Source organism: Ligilactobacillus saerimneri DSM 16049, from assembly GCF_000423265.1.
In the GTDB taxonomy this organism is placed as follows: Bacteria; Bacillota; Bacilli; order Lactobacillales; family Lactobacillaceae; genus Ligilactobacillus; species Ligilactobacillus saerimneri.
This window is the reverse complement of record NZ_AUHQ01000009.1, coordinates 14,709-33,747: the sequence shown is the minus strand read 5'-3', so window position 1 is coordinate 33,747 and position 19,039 is coordinate 14,709. Positions and strand designations below refer to the sequence as shown.

Below are 19,039 nucleotides of genomic sequence, written 5' to 3'. Positions count from 1 at the left end.
ACTTTTATAAAAGTCTTTCTAAGCAAGCGAATTTTGCAAACACTAGCACAGTGCGCGCAACTAAAACAATTTAGGCGTTCTCACGGTTGATTGTGGTATAATTCCAATCGATAGGGAGGGATGCGAGTGGCAATCCGATATCCTGGCGGAAGGCTCTTTCATGAGTCTGATCATTCCGCAAAGAAAAAATCAGTTTCATCACAAGTTATTTATGGTAACCGGGGGATGTCACTTGAACAAGAGATCAACGCTAGTAATCAATACTACCTGACTCACGGCATTGCTGTTGTCCATAAAAAACCAATACCCGTCCAAATAGTTGATGTTAATTACCCCAAGCGAAGCGCAGCAGTAATCAAAGAGGCATATTTTAAGACGCCATCGACGACCGATTACAATGGTGTATATAAAGGAAAGTATATTGACTTTGAAGCCAAAGAGACCAAAAACAAGACTTCATTTCCGCTAAAAAACTTTCACGAACACCAAGTGCAGCACATGCGGGCATGTGTGGCCCAGGGGGGGATTTGTTTCACTATAATTAAATTCACGCAAACTCAAGAGATTTTCTTACTTCCAGCGCGGGTTTTATTTGACTATTGGCAACAACAAGCCACAGGTAGAAAATCTATCCCTAAGCAAGCCATTATCCAGGCAGGATATGCGATTCAATATCATATCAACCCTACGGTGCCCTACCTGGATGCAGTGGATAAATTTATGGCAACGATCCAATAATAATAAGGAGATTTAATCAATATGGCAGATAACGATCCTAAATATTCGCGTGTTGCACGGCGACACGAAGAGGAAAAAGGCCGACGGGGCGCAAAAAAACCAACAAATAAGAGCCTCGCTAAAAAGATAATCCTAGGTGTTTTAGCTTTCATACTTTTAATAGTAGTCGGAGGAGCGACATTGTTCTTTGTTTACGCATCACAAGCTCCCCGTTTAACTGCAACCCGTCTTGAAAGTTCGGGTTCAACTGTTATTTATGACGCTAGCAATCACAAGATCACTTCACTAGGTACGGAAAATCGGGATTATGCGCATAGTAATGAGATCCCACAACAACTTAAAAGCGCTGTGGTTTCTATCGAAGACAAACGCTTCTACAAGAGCCACGGGGTTGATCCTTTCCGAATTGCTGGAGCTGCCTGGGCCAACCTCACTGGGGGTTCCAATGGTCTTCAAGGTGGTAGTACGTTAGAACAACAGCTGATCAAGTTATCATACTTCTCAACTAAGCGGTCTGATCAAACATTAAAGCGGAAAGCTCAAGAAGCTTGGCTAGCTTTGCAACTTGATCGTATGTATGACAAAGATCAAATCTTGACATTCTATGTCAACAAGGTCTTTATGGGGAACGGATGTTACGGGATGCAGACAGCTTCGCGCTATTACTATGGTAAGAGCTTGAAGAATCTCGATTTAGCTCAAACAGCCCTGATCGCTGGTATCCCTAATGCACCAACTGACTATAACCCATACTCCAACAAGCAGCTGGCTACCCAACGGCGGAATGAAGTCCTCGACGCAATGGCGAACAATGGCAAGATCACTGCCACGCAAGCTGCCCAAGCCAAGCAGGAAAGTATTACCTATGGCTTGAAGAAACAACGCCCTGCATCGCAGGTTTCTAAAAAGGCAAAGATCGCCGATCCTTACCTCAAACAAGTTATTGCTGATGCTAAGGCTAAGGGATATGATCCATACTCAGGAAGTTTACGGATTTATACTAACCTCAATATGGACTACCAAAAGAAGCTCTATAATTTAGCTAATGATGATACGAGCTTCATTTTCCCAGATAACAAGTTCCAAATCGCAGCAACGGTTGTCAACCCACGTAACGGTGCGGTTATTGCTATGCTGGGGGGACGAAAGACCGGTAATGTAACTTATGGTTTGAACCGGGCTGTCCAGACGGATCGAACTAATGGTTCGACTGCAAAACCGCTGATGGATTATGGACCAGCTATCGAATACCTTGACTGGGCAACATACCATGTTTTGGATGATAGCAAGTACGTTTACCCAGGAACTAATATCCAGCTGAACGACTTTGATCACTCTTATAAAGGGAAGATGACTATGCGCCAAGCATTGATCGAATCCCGTAATATCCCGGCTATTAGAGCTTTGCAATCAGTCGGGATCACCCGATCTCAAGATTTTATTCAGAAACTTGGTTTTTCTTATAAAAAAGATCTGGAATTCCAAAACGGGATTGGGATGCCTTCCTCTACGTTGCAAAATGCTGCTGCCTACGCTGCTTTTGCTAACGGAGGAACATACTACAAGCCTTCTTACATTAGAACAATTGTTACTGCTGATGGTGATGTTAAGAATTATTCTAGTTCCGGAACACGGGCAATGAAGAGTTCCACAGCTTACATGATCACAGACATGCTTAAGCAAGTTATCACCAAAGGGACCGGGACTGGTGCCCGGATTGCCGGAATCTACCAAGCCGGTAAAACGGGGACTAACGCTTACCCAGATGATGTTGCAAGCCAATTCCCTGCTAGTGCTGATATGGATTCATGGTTTAATGGCTATACTAAACAGTACTCGATGTCCATTTGGACTGGGTATGATCATCCATATGAACCAGGAAATTATCTCAGCCCTTCTGCGTCGCGACTTGCTAGTCAATTCTACCAGCAGATGATGGCTTATATGATGCAAGACAAAGAAAGCACGGACTGGACTAAGCCGAGTGATGTTTATGTTAAATACGTTCGCGGTAACCGCGAATTGTACTTGGCTGGATCAGGACCTGTCTTATCTATTGATAACGATGATAAGAAGAAAGAATCCTCCAGTTCATCGAGTTCATCAAGCTCTGACAAGTCCTCTAGTTCATCTGATGATAGCAGTTCGAGTTCATCAGATAGCTCGAGTTCGTCATCATCTTCAGCAGCTACTACTGCTTCAAGTACCCAGTCCAGCAGTAGTTCTACCCCGGCATCAAATTCAACTCCGCCGACTACCCCCAGCAACAATGGGAATAACGGCCACTCATGATGCTCATCAGCAAATTGCTAAACTAGCATAAAATAAACCCCCATAGTTGGATCAAATCCAATTATGGGGGTTTTCTTTGGCTACATTAACTTTGCTGAACTAGGTATTTAAGCCTGCTAACTGTATTATTTCGCTTGTTCTTGCCCATACGCGCAAATATTGAGCAAGGGACAAGTTGCACAGTGTGGCTGTCGTGCAGTACACCAGTACCGTCCCCAAAAGATCAACGCATGGTGCGCATCAAGCCACTTTTCTGGGGGCAGGCTATCCATAAATTTTCTTTCTATCTGGGTCACTGAAGCGTCTGCTGCAACGATCTGCAGGCGTTTGGCAATCCGACTAACGTGGGTATCAACCGCAAATGCCGGGACACCAAACCGTTCAGATAAGACTACATTTGCGGTTTTCCGCCCTACACCGGGCAACTTTACTAGCTCCTCTCGCTGTGCCGGCACTACTCCTCCGTAGTCAGTAACCAGTTTTTGCGCACAAGCCACTAGGTACCGGGCCTTGTTTCGGTATAAACCGATTGTCTTGATGTATGGTTCGACATCAGTCGCTGTGACCTGGGCTAAGTCATTGGGCGTAGGAAAACGGGCAAATAAGGCCGGAGTAACTAAGTTTACCGACTTATCTGTTGCCTGGGCACTCAAAATCACAGCGAGGAGAAAGTGAAAATCTGTATCGGCAACCAACGATGTCCGAGCTTGGGGATACTTCTCCCGCATGGTCGCAATAGCTAATTCAATTTGATCTTTACTTAGCATTTTTATCACCTTGATCATCTGACCAGTGGATTAGTGGAATTGGTGGCAGTTTTTCTGCACTGTTTTGTGGCGATGCTGGCTGCGCAAAGCTTTGCGCTTGGTGCCTCTTTTTAAGATAGTCAGCCGCCGCTTTAGCAGTTTTGATATTTTTCTTTTCCCAATTCATTAAAATTTGGTCAATATAGCGTAAGCTCAAGGCACTATTAATGACCGCTTCCTTCAAAGCCGCCAAAATCAAGTCGGGTTGATAGTGGTCTTCTGTCAACCACCCATCAATAGTTTGAATCTCCATTGGGCTAAAATCACGGCCAAATTCAACTTCAAACCGGTTAAAGACATCGACTTTTGATAAACGGCGGTCATCTTTGACAGTCGTTAGTTCCGGACGTTCAGCTGCCGTAAGCACCTTAAATAGTTCGGTATATAGCTGACTAAAATCATATTGATCATGCTTTTTTCCCTCTGCATCTTCAACTGGTGCGATAGTTAACAACTTTTTTTCCACCATTCCGTATAACAACGTAAAGACTTTTTCTGAGGGGATTTCCATATTTTGCGCGATCTTATCGATATCAACTTCTTGTTGTCCAAATTGAAATTGTTCTTGGAGCTGCAAAAAGAGGACTAATTCCGTTTCACTTAACCCTATTTTGCGATAATTATTGACTAGTAAGCGGGAAACTGTGACTGTCCCTGCTGCTAAATATTGTCTTAATTGCGCATCCATTTGCTTCATTCCTTTACTACTCTCTCTTAATTAAGTATCGACTCTTAGAGAAATTACGTCAACCTAAACCCTGCTGTAAACATGTTTTTTTACATTATAGTTAAAGTAACATTCTATTATTGTTTTTGGATAAAATAAATAAACACGCCCAGCATCGTCACTGAACGTGTTTATTACTTTCTATTGTAGGTGTTGCTGAACAAATTTATCTAAACGTTTAACTGCTTCCATGAGGTTTTCCATGCTAGTTGCATAGCTCAAGCGAATATGTTCATCCATCCCGAAGGCAACCCCAGGAACAACTGCTACGTGGGCTTGTTCGAGCAATGCCGTACAGAAATCACTCACGGTCGAATAACCACACATTGTGGCGGTCTTTTTGACATTAGGGAACATATAAAATGCACCGGCGGGCTTTCGGAGATCTACCCCAGGGATCGCACTTAACAACGGATAAATAGTATTGAGCCGTTGCTCGTACTGAAGGCGCATTTCTTCCACGCAGGTTTGTGGTCCAGTAGCGGCTGCTAAGGCTGCATATTGACTAACTGCTGCAATATTGCTGGTAGTATGCCCGATAAAGCTCCCTAGTTTCTTGATGAACCACTGGGGCGCAACGGTGTACCCCACCCGCCAGCCAGTCATCGCATAAGTCTTGGAAAAACCACTGACTAAAATAGTTTGTTCACGAATAGCCGCTGAAAGTTGCCAAATGGATGTGAATTGGTTGCCATTGTAAATCAACTCACTGTACATATCGTCAGCAATAATCACAATATCATGTTCAACGGCCCAGTCACCAATCGCTTGCAACTCTTCCCGAGTATAAACTAATCCAGCTGGGTTTTGGGGACTATTGATGATCAGCAGCTTGGTCCGGTCAGTCCGGTTAGCCTCTAAGTCCGCCACACTAACCCGACCGGTGGCAGCAGTTGGACGAACGAACACAGGCTTTCCTGCAGCTAATTTTACTTGTTCGCCATAGCTCACCCAGTATGGCAAAGGAATTAGCACTTCATCACCAGCGCTAATTACCGCTTGAGTTACGGCATAAAGGGAAAACTTCCCCCCTGCTGTGACGGCTACTTGGTCAGCTGAAGTTGGAACTCCTAACATCTTGGTCACCTTAGTGGCGATTGCTGACCGGAGTTCTTTGATTCCCAAAGCCGGTGTGTAAAAGTCCGACTTACCAGCAGTGATAGCCGCAATAGCTGCTTGCTTAATGTGCTCAGGTGTATTGAAATCAGGTTCACCGATTGATAAATTTATCACGTCAATTCCTTGCGCCTGCATCTCCTTAGCTTTGGTTGACAAAGCCAGGGTGGCTGATGGTGCGATAGCGTTGATCTTGTCAGTAATGTTAATTCCCATACCAATTACCTCTTTTTAAATATTTTGAATTGATTTAATTAAACTACCATTTTTAAACGTTAGCAAGTCGTATGCCAGGCGACCATTTTTGTTGGTATATGTTACTTCCCAGGCGATCTTTTTGTCGTATACTCCCAGGGCGACATGCTTGATAGCCCGCGCTTGGCGGTCTTTTTTCACGATGGCTTGAGCCCGACTCGCACTGATTCCATCCTTGGCATTAGTAACTAAAATCTGCCCTTTAGGAGAGATGATGACATACATGTGGCGGCCTTTTTTATCAGTTCCTGCGACAGTGTAGTACGTTGCCTTGCGGTTGAACCAATAAAAATCTTGGGGGTGTACCAGAGCCGTTTTCTTCTTGGCCAAGGCAACCGCTTCACTGCGGGCTTCCCGTACTGGCGCCTGCGCCCGCATATAAAATATCCACCCTACAACTACCAAAGCAATCACTACAACCAGGGTGATTGTCCCAGTAAGACGGTATATCCTATTTCTTTTTTGTCTTTGCATTACTCAATTCCTCTATCCAAAGTTTTCATGTATTAATTTTAACGGAATTCTGTAATCAAACAAGAGTATTAATCAATAATTTAACAAATTAAACTCCGCTCGCAGTCCCATTTCGCTTGATAAAACTATTTTTGCTTTCGAGGTGCCCAGTACTGGAACAAGTCAGTCCGTAGTGAACCATTATAGAGCTTGCGGCGCTTGTCAGCTTTTTGGCCATAGAACTTCTCAAATTCCAGGTCACTAGTCAAAATGTATTTGCCCCAGGTCTTCAATGGTCTATACGTTGTCCCCATTTGGTGGTAGAGCTGGCGAACTTGCTCTTGGTCACTTAACCGTTCCCCATATGGTGGATTGGCAACAATTGTTCCATAAGTCTTGTCGGTCTTAAAATCCTTAGCTGCCATCTGTTTGAAGGTGATATCATCAGCTAAACCCACTTCAGCTGCGTTTTGCCGGGCAATTTCAATCATGCGCCCATCAATATCATAACCAGTTATATCCAACGTCCGGTCATAGTCGGCCAATTCATCGGCCTTAGCCCGCATTTTTTCGCTAATATTTGCTGGAATCCAATCCCATGTTTCACAGATAAAGTCCCGGTTAAAGCCTGGGGCAATGTTACGTCCAATCATCGCTGCTTCAATTGGCAATGTTCCTGAACCACATACCGGATCAACAAATGGCCGTTCTGGGTACCAGTGTGCCAATAAAATTAGGGCTGCCGCCATGTTTTCTTTCAGGGGAGCTTCCCCCTTCGCTACCCGATAGCCCCGTTTAAATAAGCTGGTTCCAGAAGTGTCTAAGGTCAACATCACGTGGTTTTTATTGATGCTGACTTCAAGCGGGTATTTAGCTCCTGTTTCTGGAAAACGGGTCCGCCGGTGGTAAACTGCACTTAATTTCGCTACAATTGCCTTTTTTACGATTGATTGAACTGATGGCACATGGTGCAAAATAGATTTTTGTGACGTTCCTTCAACTGGAAAAGCAGCATCCATTGGCAAATAGTCTTCCCATGCTACGCGTTCGGTTTTATTGAATAGTTCTTCAAACGAGCGGGCTTCAAACTCTGCTACCACTATTTTGACCCGGTCAGCAGTCCGAAGCCACAGGTTGGTCCAAATAATGTCTTCAATTGTGCCGTGGTAACGAACACGACTGTTCTCAACCTGGACATCATAGCCCAAGTGGCGTAACTCATTGCCAACGATTGATTCAATCCCCGCAGCTGCGGTTGCAATCAAATTATATGTTTTCATCTTATTCTCCTTGAATTGTTTCTCAAAAATAAAAAAACTAGGATGATAGTAACCTACAATCCTAGTTCCCTGTTATGTAATCCTCTATAAGCCACGTTCCGTACGTCATCCAGCCCAGGAAGCTAGAATCGGTGGTAATCATCTATCTCCGAATACCACTAGGATATTCGCCCCCATGATTAGTTCATTTCCGTCATGAAGCGCCCCTACCAAAGTTTGGGTTACCTGCTCGCAGGGTTTACCTCGTTCCACTTAGGAATGTTTCCATTCCTCCTCGTCTCTGTGGCACTTTTCAAGACTACTTAAGCATAGTAAAAACCTTAGCCCTTTTGTCTGCCGTCACCATAATGGTGCCTTGCCTTATTTTTTCAGCAAGTACGATCACTACAGGCATCGCAGCCTGTGCAAGCTTGGACTTTCCTCAGACTATAAAAATAGCCCGCGATTACCAGAAAATTACACATAATATTAACTTAAATTAAAAACGATTACTTTGATCGTCATCATTGTTGAGTTGCGTACCAAACACATGTCGCTCCAAATTAGATAAACGCTTTAAAATATCCATATTGGTCATGTTATTAGCAGGTCTAGATGCTTGTCCTGACTTTCCAACAGCAACTTGCTTGGTTAACTCATCAACCTTGCTCCGCAAACGATCATTTTCCATCTCTAATTGCTGAGTATTCTTAGCATACAATCCATAATCCTGAATCACAATGTCTAAAAATTCGTCAACTTCGGCAGGATCATACCCGCGCACTTTTGACTTAAACCGTTTGCTAACAATAGCTTTAGGTGAAAGTTTAACTTTATCCATAGTAAGCACCTCATCTACATTTGGAACTTAACCCATAACATTATTCATTATATGGCAAGCATTCCTCAATTGCAATATAAAAATTACGCTAATCCTGGAAAAACACGCTCAATTAAGTTACTAATTACCATCCCAACTAGCATGGCGTTTAACTTCCTCACGAGAGATTGTTCTTCCACCGAAATTACGGATGCTTTTAGCCACATCTTGATACTCTAAACTATCTTCCAGCTTTTCCAATACAGCTTGACGCATAAAGTCTGTTGAAGTTACCCCAGCTAATTTTGCTTATTTATGAATGAGTTCCAGAGTGCCTCTTTCAAGGCGAATAGTGGCTGTTTTGGTAGCCCGTATCCTCCAAACTACATTTTCCGGTCACTCATTAACCACGATAACTTTCCTTAGCAAAAATATTACCAACCTGATCAATAATCCTTGATAATTGTCCCTTATCATGTAAATGACCGATAACTTTCCCATTTCTAGCTACAAAATCATAAGTCAAAAGTTGCAATAGTAACGCATCACCATTTGTTCCACTCTCAAAATCAACAATCGGAAAGCGAAATGGCGACTCAACATGATTATGGGTAATTGCTAAACCGCAAACTAAACGGGCCCGCCGATTGTATTCATAACGGCTGACCACTAGAAAATGCCGGCGGATATTGCCCTGTTTGGGATCATATCCGGCATGTGGTTCAGCGTCAACTACAATAATATCTCCTTGATGAATCTCAATCATTTGGCAGTTCCCTTCCTACTGGCTTAACTTCCCGTGGATTGTACTCTAAATCACGATACTCCTCTTGTAGTTCTTTCTCGTAGTCAAAATTGTCTAACTTAGCGTCTGCCCAAATATCATAGCCATTTTTTGGTGTGTATAAAATACTTCCATCGGGTTGTTGCGATACTGTATATTCTGTTCCTCTAGTTACATCAAATAGCTTAGGCACGGTCAAGACGATTGAATTTCCTTGTTTTCTAGCTTTTACTGTATCCATGCTTGAGCACTTCCTTCCTTAATTCTAGTATGTACTGTATTCACGGTAGACACAAAGATAATATCATCGTCACCAAAAAAAATCAGACCCCTCATTTCTGAGAGATCTGTCTTTCCCGACCTGAGTCACATAGCACTCCTCAAGCGGTTTCATCTACCATTCGTTGGTAATTTTAACATGACTACTTGTTTTATCTAATTTAATTCCGGCGACGCTTCGTTGTCAAACCGAACATGCCCAGAACACCACCTAAGGCAACTAAGACTGCACCAGTTGTGCTCATGTTATTGCTATCATCAGATAGTTGTGGAATTTGTTTATTAATTGCTTGTTGTGCTGTTCGCGTAGCTACTTCTTTAGCAACCGTACCAATTAATTCACCTTTCTGATTATAGACATGTCCGTCTTTAACAGTTACTCCGTTGACTAACTCACCTTTAGCATTGAACACCTTTCCAGCTACTTGATAGTAAGTGTTCTTTTCAGCTTGCTTTTGTTGAGCTTCTTTAGCCTTTTGTTCTGCTTCCTTGAGCGCTTGTTCAATAGCTTCTTGGTCTTTAAGCTTATCCAAGTTGTCTTGCGCAGCCTTGAGCTTAGCTTGCTTGTCCTGAAGCACGGCTTGTGCTTGGCCATTTGCTGTTTGTGCAGTAGCTAAGTTAGCTTCAGCAACTTCTAAGTCCTTTTGGGCTTGAGCCAATTCAGCTTTAGCTTGATCCAAATTAGCGTCTGCATTTTGTAAGTTGGCCAACTTCGTTTGGAGATCAGTTAACTTTTGCTTAGCGTCAGACACAGCTTGCTTAGCGCTAGCTAAGTCAGCACTAGCTTGAGCGGCTTCCGCTTGCGCTTGCTTGAGCACTTCTTGCTTAGCAGCCAGATTATTCTGTGCTTCGGTTAAAACCGTTTGCTTGGTAGCTAAGTTATCCTTAGCCTTTTGTAAGTTAGCCAACTTAGTTGGTAAGTCTTGGTTTAACTGATCTAAGAGAGCTTGTGCCTTTTGGGCAGCTTCTTGATCCTTAGCTAACTTATCAGAAGCATCACTCAATGCTTGTTGAGTCTTATTAGCCGTAGCTTGCTTCGTTGCTAAGTCCTGGGTAGCTGTGTTTAAAGCTGTCTTAGCAGCTTGTAATTCGCTTTGCGCTTGATCATTGGCCGTCTTAGCATCGTTAGCCACCCTCTGCTTAGCTGTTAAGTCTTGGGTAGCAGTTGCTAATTCTTGCCGTAGTGCATCTTCACCGTTAGGTGAAGTGAATACTTCACTGTGATCATCGTTCATTGGAGAATAGTTTTCAAAGTGGAGGCCACTGTACTGATCAATTGCAAAACCAAAGTTACTTGGCGCTTGATCACCAGCAAAATCTCGCTTAGCAATACCTGTCAACAAGGCTGCGTGACCCCAATTAGAATGACCATCATCAAAGAGCATCATCATCATGTTGTTCCAAATAGCTTCTTTGATCTCATCTAAAGTAAATTCTTTTTGACTAGGATTGAAAGTATATGAACCCACGCCTAAAGCACCCAATGCTTCTCCAGAGTATGCTGTACCACCAACTGAAGCTTCCCCTTTCTTGATGGCTGCTTCATCGTGATCATATTTGTCCCAAGAATTATCGGCCACTACCTTGGCAAAGTTAAGGGAGTCAGCAGTAACAGTAAATCTATTGAAACCTAGTTGATCATGGAGAGGATTTAGCAAATCAGTGATCCATAATGTCAATTCTTTCTGCTGTTCAGTAGTTAGATGGTATGGATCAACTTTGACCGCTTGGTCAGCCTTTCTATGCTTAAATTGATTCATTGCATAGGCATCTTCCATCTTGTCGGAACTACTGAAACGCTTACGATAGTTATTAGGGAGAGTGATATGGTTAATGCTATTTAGCTTGTCATTGATTGCACCAACCTTGCCTTGAGCGTCCTTGACGTCCTTATTAGCTTGGTCTAAGGTTGCTTGGGTCTTGTCAGCAGCTACTTGCTTAGTATCAGCCGTTTCTTGAGCTGAAGCCTGAGCGTCCTTGGCATTCAACATGTCTTGTTGTGCTTTAGCATTGGTTGACAGTGCATCTTGAACAGCTTGCTTGTCTTTGACAACTTGGTCAGTCGTATCCTTAGCATTCTGGCGGATTTCGTCAGCATGCGTTCCATCAACCACTGCTTGAGCGTCCTTAACCGCTTGGTCAGCAGTGTTAACGTCTGCTTGCGCTTGGTCAACTTGATCTTGAGCACCATTGACATCATTCTTAGCCTGGTCAACAGTTTGATTCTTTTGATCTAATGTAGTTTGCTTGTCACCTTGTGTCTTTTCTGCTTCGGCAACTGCATCTTTTTGATCGTTAACCGCTTTTTCAGTTTCAGCGATCTTCTCTGGTGTCGCTTCGTCTTTAGCTTTTTGGGCAGCATCTGTCTTAGCTTGAGCTTGATCAACGTCTTTTTGCGCTTGATCAGTAGTCTTTTGTGCTTGGTCTTGAGCTGCTTGCGTCTTGTCAGCTTCAGTTTGGGCTTGGTTAACTTCACCCTGAGCGTCCTTGACGTCTTGCTTAGCTGTAGTGACATCTGTTGCTGGTGCTTTTTGTGTAGTTGTTGTTTCGCTTGTAGAAACAGGAGTAGTGGTATCACTCACAGTATCGGCATGGACAGCCTGAGCCCCCACCATCATCGTTCCTGCTAAAGCTGTAGTTGCAACTAATTTTTTGTCTAATTTTTTCATAATAAATTCTCCCTATGTATGTCTTTTTCCTCAACTCTACATAAAAATTATATATACATATATATATTAACAAGAACAAACAGTTATATCCGTCGCATTTAATACTTTTTATTAAAGCGCTTAACTAGTAATAAAAAGGGAATTATTACAAAAATATAGCCAGTGATGTTTTCAAATATGATTCATAACTAATCCCTATTAATACCATTAATTACATCAAAAAAGAAGCGATTAACAGCGTAGCATTATCTTAAGTACCACTTTCAGGATCGTCATGGTAGTTACTAGTTTCTCCAGGTCGATCCCAATTATTTTTGGTAGACTAGAAGTAAATTATTTTTTCGAGGTTTTACTTATGAAACAAACAATCACTCCTGATATTTTTTCCACCCCGCAAGGGACCACCATCACCACTCCGACTGGGCAGATCATCCTTGATCCCCAACAGGGCGCTGACTGCTCCCAAGCTAAGTTGATCATCATCACTAGTTTAACAACTAATAGTGTGCTCTTTGATCCCCAGCCCTTGCCTTGCTCCCTGTACATTTCCCAAGAGTTGTTTACCCTCCTCCAAAAGCTAGCCGCCACCGACCTTCTGCCCCCACTCAAGCACCACCTAAAAATCATCCCCTACACCTATCCTCTCTACCATGATGGGTGGACCATCACGGCCAAGGCTAATGAAGACGGACTCTACGGGGCCCTGGTACTCTTGTTGACCGGACCTGACCAGCAAAAAATTGGCTATTGTTTCCGTTTTGACCAAGGAGGAATCCATAATAAGCGCATCAAAAAATGGAAAAAATGGTTAAAAGCCAGCAACATCAGCCACCTACTCTTAGGGCAGTCCATGTTTAGTAATGAGCCAACACCCCTAATGACCTACCGGGGCTGGCAAAAGCACCTTACCAAGCTGTTAGCAGCCACTACAACCACCACAACCTTTGCGATCAATCCCTGGAAGATTGACCAAGTCCTGCAACTAGCCAAAACTGCTCAGCAACATCACTTTAATGTTAGCTGGCAGCCCCAATTCGCACCGGTTATTGCTTACTACCAGGCCCATTCCTTTGTTGCACCTGAAAACATCGCTGAACCAACTGCTAATCTAGTCCAAGTAACTACCCAACCCGACTGGGACTTCCGCCAGCAAATAAGCCCCGACCTCTTAAACCAACTGGCGGTCCAACCCCAGCAGCTTGGCCCAGCTGATCAACAGCAGTTCCTGACTTACTTTGCGCCTGCCCAAATCGTTTTTCTACCTTAATACCAAATGAGGCTGGAAGAAAGTCCTACTTTCCCACCAGCCTCGATTTTTTATTTACTTTTTTAAATATCCCCGTAGATAAAACACGGGGCTTAGGACAAGAAAGAAACCACTCACCACTAAAGCTTTCGCCAAACTATATGTCCAAGCTAGCGAATTATCATATGCCATCGTATACGGCGAAGTATACTCATACGGATTGAGGTTAGTCCCGTTGACAGACCATTTTTTATGGGTCGCATGCTGTGCTAAGTCACGGTGATAATTCTCCAGAGCCCGGGTCTTATTGGATTTGAAATCATCCGTAGGGGCAATAAACCACCCTGGATGGCAGTAGCGAAAAAATGGTAACAAAAGCCAGTTGACCCCCAGGTAAAGCTGGACCGGAGTAAACACATACTGCCACGGATCTAACCGTAACCATCCTTGATACAGGAAAATAATTACCAAGGCCCAAGTCCCCGTCAGCCAATAACAACTCCACCGCCAAAAGATACCTATGCGCCGCATCTATCTCACCTCGCACCAAATTATTGGTCATATTGTACAGCAGGAGCCCCCGGGTGTCATCACCAATAATTTACCTTTTTTCTTTTTGGGGTGCGAATGGTATTATTAAATTGTAAAATCGTTTTCATATCCTGACTGATATAAAACGCTCAATCCATATAACCTAGCAGGGTTAGGTGGATTATTCATCAATATATTTCTAGGGGGAATCCGCTATGAAAATTTACATTATCTCCGACTCACTCGGGGTAACTGGTAACGGATTGGTGCAGGCTGCTGTTGTGCAATTTCCAAATGATGAGTTCAAAATCGAACGCTACCCACTGACACGTACAGAGTCATTGCTCCAAGGGATCTTGAAAAAAGGTAAACGGGAACAAGCCGTTATTGTCTATACTTTTGCCAACTCCCAATTGGCCGAGTTTGCCCTAAAGTTCTGTGCAGACCACAATATGCCCCACATCGATGCCATGGTTAACCTGATCAAAACTCTTTCCGAAGTGACCCACCATGAGCCAATCGAAGAAGCAGGGATCAACCACAACATGAACAGTAAGTATTTCGACAAGATCAAAGCAATGGAGTTCGCTGTCGAATACGATGACGGTAAGGACCCATCTGGTTTCCTCAAAGCCGATATCGTCTTGCTTGGGGTGTCACGGACTTCCAAGACCCCGTTATCTTTGTACCTGGCTAACCTTGGCTATAAGGTCGCTAACTTACCCCTGGTACCTAAAACCCGCATTCCTGATGAAATTTACCGGGTTGATCCAGCCAAAATTATTGGTTTAACCACCACTCCTGAAGTGCTCAACAAATACCGGCGCGAACGGATGATTGCTTACGGTTTGGATCCAGACTCCAACTATTCCAGCATGGCACAGGTCCGTGATGAACTTAATAATGCTAACCAGCTTTATCGTAAACTGGGCTGCTTAGTGATCAATACTGCTCAAAAATCAATCGAAGAAACTGCTACCCTCATTTTAGAATCGCTCGGTAAAGGCGATAACTAATACTATTTGAGGAAGAGAATTGTTGCCACGCATTTTTGCGTGGTTTTTTCTTTCAAAAATTGGCTTTGTAAATTTTATGCGATGCTCGTTTTTCCGCCCGCACACGACATATTTATATATTGGCGCAAAGACAAAACCTTGTTAAATCAATGTTCATCCTTTGAAACAAACACATATTTTACTATTTGCCGTGTGTTTGTTGTCCAAAGTGAAATTTTCCGACCGTATTGATGGAGTATAAAAATAGCATTCAACCAAATTAACTTTGATTGAATGCCAAAACATTGTTGTAATTAATTTTTTATATCATATTTCCAATCAATTATTTTATCATATAGATCTTGAACATATTTACCTTTTTTAGTGTACCAGTTTTCTCCATCTTCATCATAATACATGCAGTCTTCGCTTGTTAAGTACCAGGCTATCTCAGTTTGTAACTCGTCAAGATTTTTGTTATCTATTAGTGTTTTTATATTATCACTGCATTTTTTAAAAATTCTAATTCATCATTAGTCAAGCCAAACATGGTTTTCCTCCTATTTAGGGGTGCATTGAATCAGTTTATAATCGTTGAGATTATACGATATGAAACATTTATCTGGTAGTTTAAATAATATTATTATCAGCTATTTTCCTTTTAATTTTTCTATCCCAATTATATCATCCAGCATATGGTCGAGACCTTCCAGACCACGGCACCACATGCAGGCCATGCCTTTAATCCGAATATTTTCACCACACAAAAAATGCCCTACAAATATTAGACTGACTAATAGTGTAGGACACTCCCTTGCTAATTTTTTATAAATTATCGTACTGGGCTTTTATTGCTGAGCCTAAAATACCGGGAGGCAAAAACTATGTACTCCTATGGTTCCGGTTCATAGAAATGTCCCATAATATGGACATTTTCAGTAATACTTACAAAGGCATGCGGATCAGACTCCTGCATTGCCTTTTTTAATTCATATTGTTCATACCGTGAAACAACCGTAAACAGGATTGTCTTCTTGTCATGCCGGTATGCCCCTTCAGCACCATGAACAATGGTAATTCCACGCCGAATATGGTTTTGAATACAGTCAATCACACTGTTGGGCCGTGTCGTGACAATCATGACCTGCATCTTTTGTTGCTGGGTATAAACCATGTCAATTACCTTAGCGTTGACGATCAAACCAATAGCCGAATAAAAGGCGTGCGGCCAGCCGTACATTGCCCCAGCTGATAAAACGATAAAAGCATTAAAAATGATATTAATGGTCCCAATACTTTTTCCCGTTCGCTTCCGTAGGGTCAAACCTAAAATATCCAATCCCCCAGTCGAGATCCCATTCTTGAGACAAGTCCCGGTCCCAAAGCCGTTTACCGCCCCACCAAAGATCGCACAGATGATTGGATCATTAGTCAGGGTAACCGGATGAATCGTTTTGATCATAATACTTGAGAACACAACTGCCAAAATAGTAAAGAACGTAAACCGGTGGCCAATTGCCCGCCATGATAGGACAAAAAGAGGAACATTCAACACAAACAACATCAGGGCTGCTGAGAGGTGAATCGGGGTATGGGCGGTTAATGTTGCAATCAACTGTGCTAACCCTGTGATCCCCGAAGAATAAATCTTCCCCGGGTCCCAAAAAAAGTTCATGGCAATCGCCACTAAAATCCCATAAATAAAGGCTGTCGAAGCGCGCGCAACCAGCTGGTGTCTTTTCCAAATCTTCTGGAGTTCATCCATTTGTATATCTCCTTAAACCGATAATTCCTTTTAATTCCGTTATTCTAACATGGAACCAACAATTATAAAAGTGCAATTCCCCGTTCACTTTAAATCTAAATTTTTTTCTAATCGAATTGCTAATTTAGCCCCAGCTTCAAGTTCTATTATGGTCCGAAGCTATACAAAAAGCCGGTGAGAAAACAGCATCTTTTCACCAGCTTCGATCTTTATTGACTAATAATGTTTCACAGATAACAGGGAAAATAACTAAAAATCTAGTCTAAGTACGCGCAAAGACCGTCGCATTTTGCGCAACTATCATCCGCGCTTAGTGCAACGGCTGGCTACAAAATTATTTTCCGCTTACTTTCTGTTAGTTCATCACGAACTAACGTCCTTCAATTTCTTCGTCTGTCTTGAGAACTGCCATAAAGGCCGCCTGTGGCACTTCAACAGTCCCCACAGCCTTCATCCGCTTCTTCCCCCGTTTTTGCTTATCTAAAAGCTTGGCCCGCCGGTCAGGGTCCCCCGTATGGATCCGCGCAGTAACATCCTTCCGGTAAGCCTTGATATTAGTTCGTGAAATAATCTTGGCTCCAATCGCTGCTTGGATTGGAATTTCAAAGTTTTGCCGCGGAATAATATCCTTGAGTTTCCGTGTGATCACCCGAGCCCGTTCCTGGGCAAATTGCCGGTGAGAAATAAAACTCAAAGCATCCACTTTGTCGGAATTGAGTAAAATGTCGATCTTGACCAGATCGCTTGGCCGATAGCCATCCAATTCGTAGTCCAACGAAGCATATCCCCGGGTTCCAGACTTCAACTTATCAAAGAAATCAAAAATAATTTCTGACAATGGAATATGGTAGATCACATTGACCCGGGAGTCATCTAAGTATTCCATCGTATCGAAAACACCCCGCTTACGCTGGCACAGTTCCATAACTGGCCCTACATAATCGTTCGGCACCATAATAGTTGCCTTCACAACCGGTTCATTGATCTCCCTAATAGCAGAAACTTCAGGCATTTCTGATGGATTCGATACTTGTTTATGCTCGCCGTTGGTTAGTTCAACATCGTAGGTTACCGAAGGAGCAGTGGTAATCAAGTCCATGTTGAATTCTCTTTCCAAACGTTCCTGGATCACATCCATATGCAGCAACCCCAAGAACCCACACCGGAACCCAAAGCCTAGGGCCTGAGAAGTTTCCGGTTCAAATTCTAAGGCCGCATCGTTTAACTGTAATTTCTCCAATGCTTCCCGTAAATCATTGTATTTAGCGTTGTCAGTTGGGTACAGCCCAGCATATACCATAGGGTTCATTTCGCGGTAACCAGCTAACGGCTTATCTGTTGGGTGGTCCGCATTAGTAACCGTATCCCCCACCCGGGTATCTTGGATATCCTTGATACTAGCAGTGATATAACCAACATCCCCTGCAATCAAGATGTCCCGTTTCAGTGGCTTAGGTGAGTTCACCCCAACTTCAGTTACTTCGTATTCTGCCCCACTGTTCATCAACTTAATCCGATCGCCGGCCTTAACTGTCCCATCAACGACCCGAACACTGAGAACCACACCACGGTAATCATCATAGATCGAATCAAAGATCAACGCTTTTAGGGGCGCTTCAAGGTCCCCACTTGGAGCTGGGACTTCTTGGACGATTTTCTCGAGTAATTCATCGACCCCCATTCCTGTCTTCGCACTGGTGCAAACAGCGTCATCCCCATCGAGGCCAATCACGTCTTCGATTTCTTGCTTGACGACCTCTGGTTGGGCTGAAGGCAGGTCAATCTTGTTGATAACCGGTAAGATTTCCAAATCATCATCCAATGCCAAGTACACATTGGCCAAAGTTTGGGCTTCAACCCCTTGCGCAGCATCAACTACCAATACAGCCCCTTCACACGCTGCCAGTGACCGGGATACTTCATACGTGAAATCGACGTGACCGGGAGTATCAATCAAGTGGAAAATATACGTTTCTCCATCTTTAGCTTGATAGTGCAGTTCCACGGCGTTGAGCTTGATCGTGATTCCCCGTTCCCGTTCCAGGTCCATCGAATCCAATAATTGGTTTTTCATTTCCCGTTTTGAAACAGTATCAGTTAGTTCCAAAATTCGATCGGCAAGCGTTGATTTACCATGATCAATGTGTGCCACTATCGAAAAATTACGTGTATGTTGCTGGCGATCCTGCATTTCTTTTAAATCCATCCAGAATTCCTACTTTCTCATAAATTCTATTCTCTATTATAATATGGTGCTAATTTGCTAGCAACTATCCCCATAATGATATAGAAAAAGCCGGCTCG

At 43.1% G+C, this 19,039-nt stretch carries 17 protein-coding genes and 1 other RNA gene; 4 read left to right on the top strand and 14 right to left on the bottom strand.

Annotation, left to right across the window (positions count from 1 at the left end):
- Window positions 1-126: 126 nt before the first annotated feature.
- Together recU and G541_RS0103540 are read left to right on the top strand one after the other, a co-directional pair.
- Window positions 127-738 carry a Holliday junction resolvase RecU gene (recU, locus tag G541_RS0103545; protein WP_009554362.1) on the top strand — a complete coding sequence of 204 codons (612 nt, stop codon included), beginning with the start codon at window positions 127-129 and terminating at the stop codon, window positions 736-738.
- A gap of 21 nt (window positions 739-759) precedes the next feature.
- Complete coding sequence (locus G541_RS0103540) at window positions 760-3,030, top strand: transglycosylase domain-containing protein (protein ID WP_027826530.1); 2,271 nt, start codon at window positions 760-762, stop codon at window positions 3,028-3,030.
- Window positions 3,031-3,155: 125 nt separating this feature from the next.
- On the opposite strand, the gene nth is transcribed toward G541_RS0103540, so the two are convergent.
- From nth to G541_RS0103485, 11 genes are all read right to left on the bottom strand, one after another.
- On the bottom strand, window positions 3,156-3,797 hold the full coding sequence (nth, locus tag G541_RS0103535; protein WP_027826529.1) for an endonuclease III: 642 nt from the start codon (window positions 3,795-3,797) through the stop codon (window positions 3,156-3,158).
- The gene (locus G541_RS09325) at window positions 3,787-4,533 is read right to left on the bottom strand and encodes a DnaD domain-containing protein (RefSeq protein WP_051174552.1); all 747 of its coding nucleotides are present in this window, start codon (window positions 4,531-4,533) and stop codon (window positions 3,787-3,789) included. Before G541_RS09325 ends, nth begins: the two co-directional genes overlap by 11 nt.
- A 171-nt stretch (window positions 4,534-4,704) precedes the next feature.
- Window positions 4,705-5,889: a pyridoxal phosphate-dependent aminotransferase gene (locus G541_RS0103525; protein ID WP_027826528.1), complete on the bottom strand. Its 1,185-nt coding sequence runs from the start codon at window positions 5,887-5,889 to the stop codon at window positions 4,705-4,707.
- 21 nt (window positions 5,890-5,910) lie between these two features.
- Window positions 5,911-6,408, bottom strand: coding sequence for a cell wall elongation regulator TseB-like domain-containing protein (locus G541_RS0103520; RefSeq protein ID WP_027826527.1), 498 nt, complete (start codon window positions 6,406-6,408; stop codon window positions 5,911-5,913).
- Window positions 6,409-6,533: 125 nt separating this feature from the next.
- Complete coding sequence (locus G541_RS0103515) at window positions 6,534-7,667, bottom strand: THUMP domain-containing class I SAM-dependent RNA methyltransferase (RefSeq protein WP_027826526.1); 1,134 nt, start codon at window positions 7,665-7,667, stop codon at window positions 6,534-6,536.
- An 82-nt stretch (window positions 7,668-7,749) separates the two neighbouring features.
- Window positions 7,750-8,124: RNase P RNA component class B (rnpB, locus tag G541_RS10135), an RNA gene on the bottom strand.
- A gap of 21 nt (window positions 8,125-8,145) precedes the next feature.
- The gene (gpsB, locus tag G541_RS0103505; protein ID WP_009554349.1) at window positions 8,146-8,487 is read right to left on the bottom strand and encodes a cell division regulator GpsB; all 342 of its coding nucleotides are present in this window, start codon (window positions 8,485-8,487) and stop codon (window positions 8,146-8,148) included.
- A gap of 120 nt (window positions 8,488-8,607) precedes the next feature.
- Complete coding sequence (locus G541_RS10605) at window positions 8,608-8,742, bottom strand: hypothetical protein (protein WP_258409047.1); 135 nt, start codon at window positions 8,740-8,742, stop codon at window positions 8,608-8,610.
- A 127-nt stretch (window positions 8,743-8,869) separates the two neighbouring features.
- The gene (locus G541_RS0103495) at window positions 8,870-9,232 is read right to left on the bottom strand and encodes a type II toxin-antitoxin system PemK/MazF family toxin (protein WP_027826525.1); all 363 of its coding nucleotides are present in this window, start codon (window positions 9,230-9,232) and stop codon (window positions 8,870-8,872) included.
- Complete coding sequence (gene mazE, locus G541_RS0103490) at window positions 9,225-9,491, bottom strand: type II toxin-antitoxin system PemI/MazE family antitoxin (protein WP_009554345.1); 267 nt, start codon at window positions 9,489-9,491, stop codon at window positions 9,225-9,227. The genes G541_RS0103495 and mazE overlap by 8 nt, the downstream gene beginning before the upstream one ends.
- A gap of 199 nt (window positions 9,492-9,690) precedes the next feature.
- Complete coding sequence (locus G541_RS0103485; RefSeq protein WP_027826524.1) at window positions 9,691-12,198, bottom strand: SEC10/PgrA surface exclusion domain-containing protein; 2,508 nt, start codon at window positions 12,196-12,198, stop codon at window positions 9,691-9,693.
- Between the two features lie 355 nt (window positions 12,199-12,553).
- Here G541_RS0103485 and G541_RS09975 point away from each other — a divergent pair, with 355 nt between their 5' ends.
- Window positions 12,554-13,465: a hypothetical protein gene (locus G541_RS09975; RefSeq protein WP_027826523.1), complete on the top strand. Its 912-nt coding sequence runs from the start codon at window positions 12,554-12,556 to the stop codon at window positions 13,463-13,465.
- Window positions 13,466-13,519: 54 nt separating this feature from the next.
- Here G541_RS09975 and G541_RS0103475 read toward each other — a convergent pair whose 3' ends face one another.
- On the bottom strand, window positions 13,520-13,975 hold the full coding sequence (locus G541_RS0103475; RefSeq protein WP_051174551.1) for a hypothetical protein: 456 nt from the start codon (window positions 13,973-13,975) through the stop codon (window positions 13,520-13,522).
- A gap of 215 nt (window positions 13,976-14,190) precedes the next feature.
- Here G541_RS0103475 and G541_RS0103470 point away from each other — a divergent pair, with 215 nt between their 5' ends.
- Complete coding sequence (locus G541_RS0103470; RefSeq protein ID WP_027826521.1) at window positions 14,191-14,991, top strand: pyruvate, water dikinase regulatory protein; 801 nt, start codon at window positions 14,191-14,193, stop codon at window positions 14,989-14,991.
- 871 nt (window positions 14,992-15,862) lie between these two features.
- On the opposite strand, the gene G541_RS0103465 is transcribed toward G541_RS0103470, so the two are convergent.
- Together G541_RS0103465 and lepA are read right to left on the bottom strand one after the other, a co-directional pair.
- Window positions 15,863-16,735, bottom strand: coding sequence for a YitT family protein (locus tag G541_RS0103465; protein WP_027826520.1), 873 nt, complete (start codon window positions 16,733-16,735; stop codon window positions 15,863-15,865).
- Window positions 16,736-17,105: 370 nt separating this feature from the next.
- Complete coding sequence (gene lepA / locus G541_RS0103460) at window positions 17,106-18,941, bottom strand: translation elongation factor 4 (RefSeq protein WP_009554332.1); 1,836 nt, start codon at window positions 18,939-18,941, stop codon at window positions 17,106-17,108.
- Between the last annotated feature and the right edge of the window lie 98 nt (window positions 18,942-19,039).

What these genes read in the sequence shown, in the direction of transcription:
- G541_RS0103540 (WP_027826530.1), top strand. Translation starts at nt 760, where the DNA reads ATGGCAGATAACGATCCTAAATATTCGCGTGTTGCACGGCGACACGAA.
- nth (WP_027826529.1), bottom strand. Translation starts at nt 3,797, where the DNA reads ATGCTAAGTAAAGATCAAATTGAATTAGCTATTGCGACCATGCGGGAG.
- G541_RS09325 (WP_051174552.1), bottom strand. Translation starts at nt 4,533, where the DNA reads ATGAAGCAAATGGATGCGCAATTAAGACAATATTTAGCAGCAGGGACA.
- G541_RS0103520 (WP_027826527.1), bottom strand. Translation starts at nt 6,408, where the DNA reads ATGCAAAGACAAAAAAGAAATAGGATATACCGTCTTACTGGGACAATC.
- G541_RS0103515 (WP_027826526.1), bottom strand. Translation starts at nt 7,667, where the DNA reads ATGAAAACATATAATTTGATTGCAACCGCAGCTGCGGGGATTGAATCA.
- gpsB (WP_009554349.1), bottom strand. Translation starts at nt 8,487, where the DNA reads ATGGATAAAGTTAAACTTTCACCTAAAGCTATTGTTAGCAAACGGTTT.
- G541_RS10605 (WP_258409047.1), bottom strand. Translation starts at nt 8,742, where the DNA reads ATGCGTCAAGCTGTATTGGAAAAGCTGGAAGATAGTTTAGAGTATCAA.
- G541_RS0103495 (WP_027826525.1), bottom strand. Translation starts at nt 9,232, where the DNA reads ATGATTGAGATTCATCAAGGAGATATTATTGTAGTTGACGCTGAACCA.
- mazE (WP_009554345.1), bottom strand. Translation starts at nt 9,491, where the DNA reads ATGGATACAGTAAAAGCTAGAAAACAAGGAAATTCAATCGTCTTGACC.
- G541_RS0103485 (WP_027826524.1), bottom strand. Translation starts at nt 12,198, where the DNA reads ATGAAAAAATTAGACAAAAAATTAGTTGCAACTACAGCTTTAGCAGGA.
- G541_RS09975 (WP_027826523.1), top strand. Translation starts at nt 12,554, where the DNA reads ATGAAACAAACAATCACTCCTGATATTTTTTCCACCCCGCAAGGGACC.
- G541_RS0103475 (WP_051174551.1), bottom strand. Translation starts at nt 13,975, where the DNA reads ATGCGGCGCATAGGTATCTTTTGGCGGTGGAGTTGTTATTGGCTGACG.
- G541_RS0103470 (WP_027826521.1), top strand. Translation starts at nt 14,191, where the DNA reads ATGAAAATTTACATTATCTCCGACTCACTCGGGGTAACTGGTAACGGA.
- G541_RS0103465 (WP_027826520.1), bottom strand. Translation starts at nt 16,735, where the DNA reads ATGGATGAACTCCAGAAGATTTGGAAAAGACACCAGCTGGTTGCGCGC.
- lepA (WP_009554332.1), bottom strand. Translation starts at nt 18,941, where the DNA reads ATGGATTTAAAAGAAATGCAGGATCGCCAGCAACATACACGTAATTTT.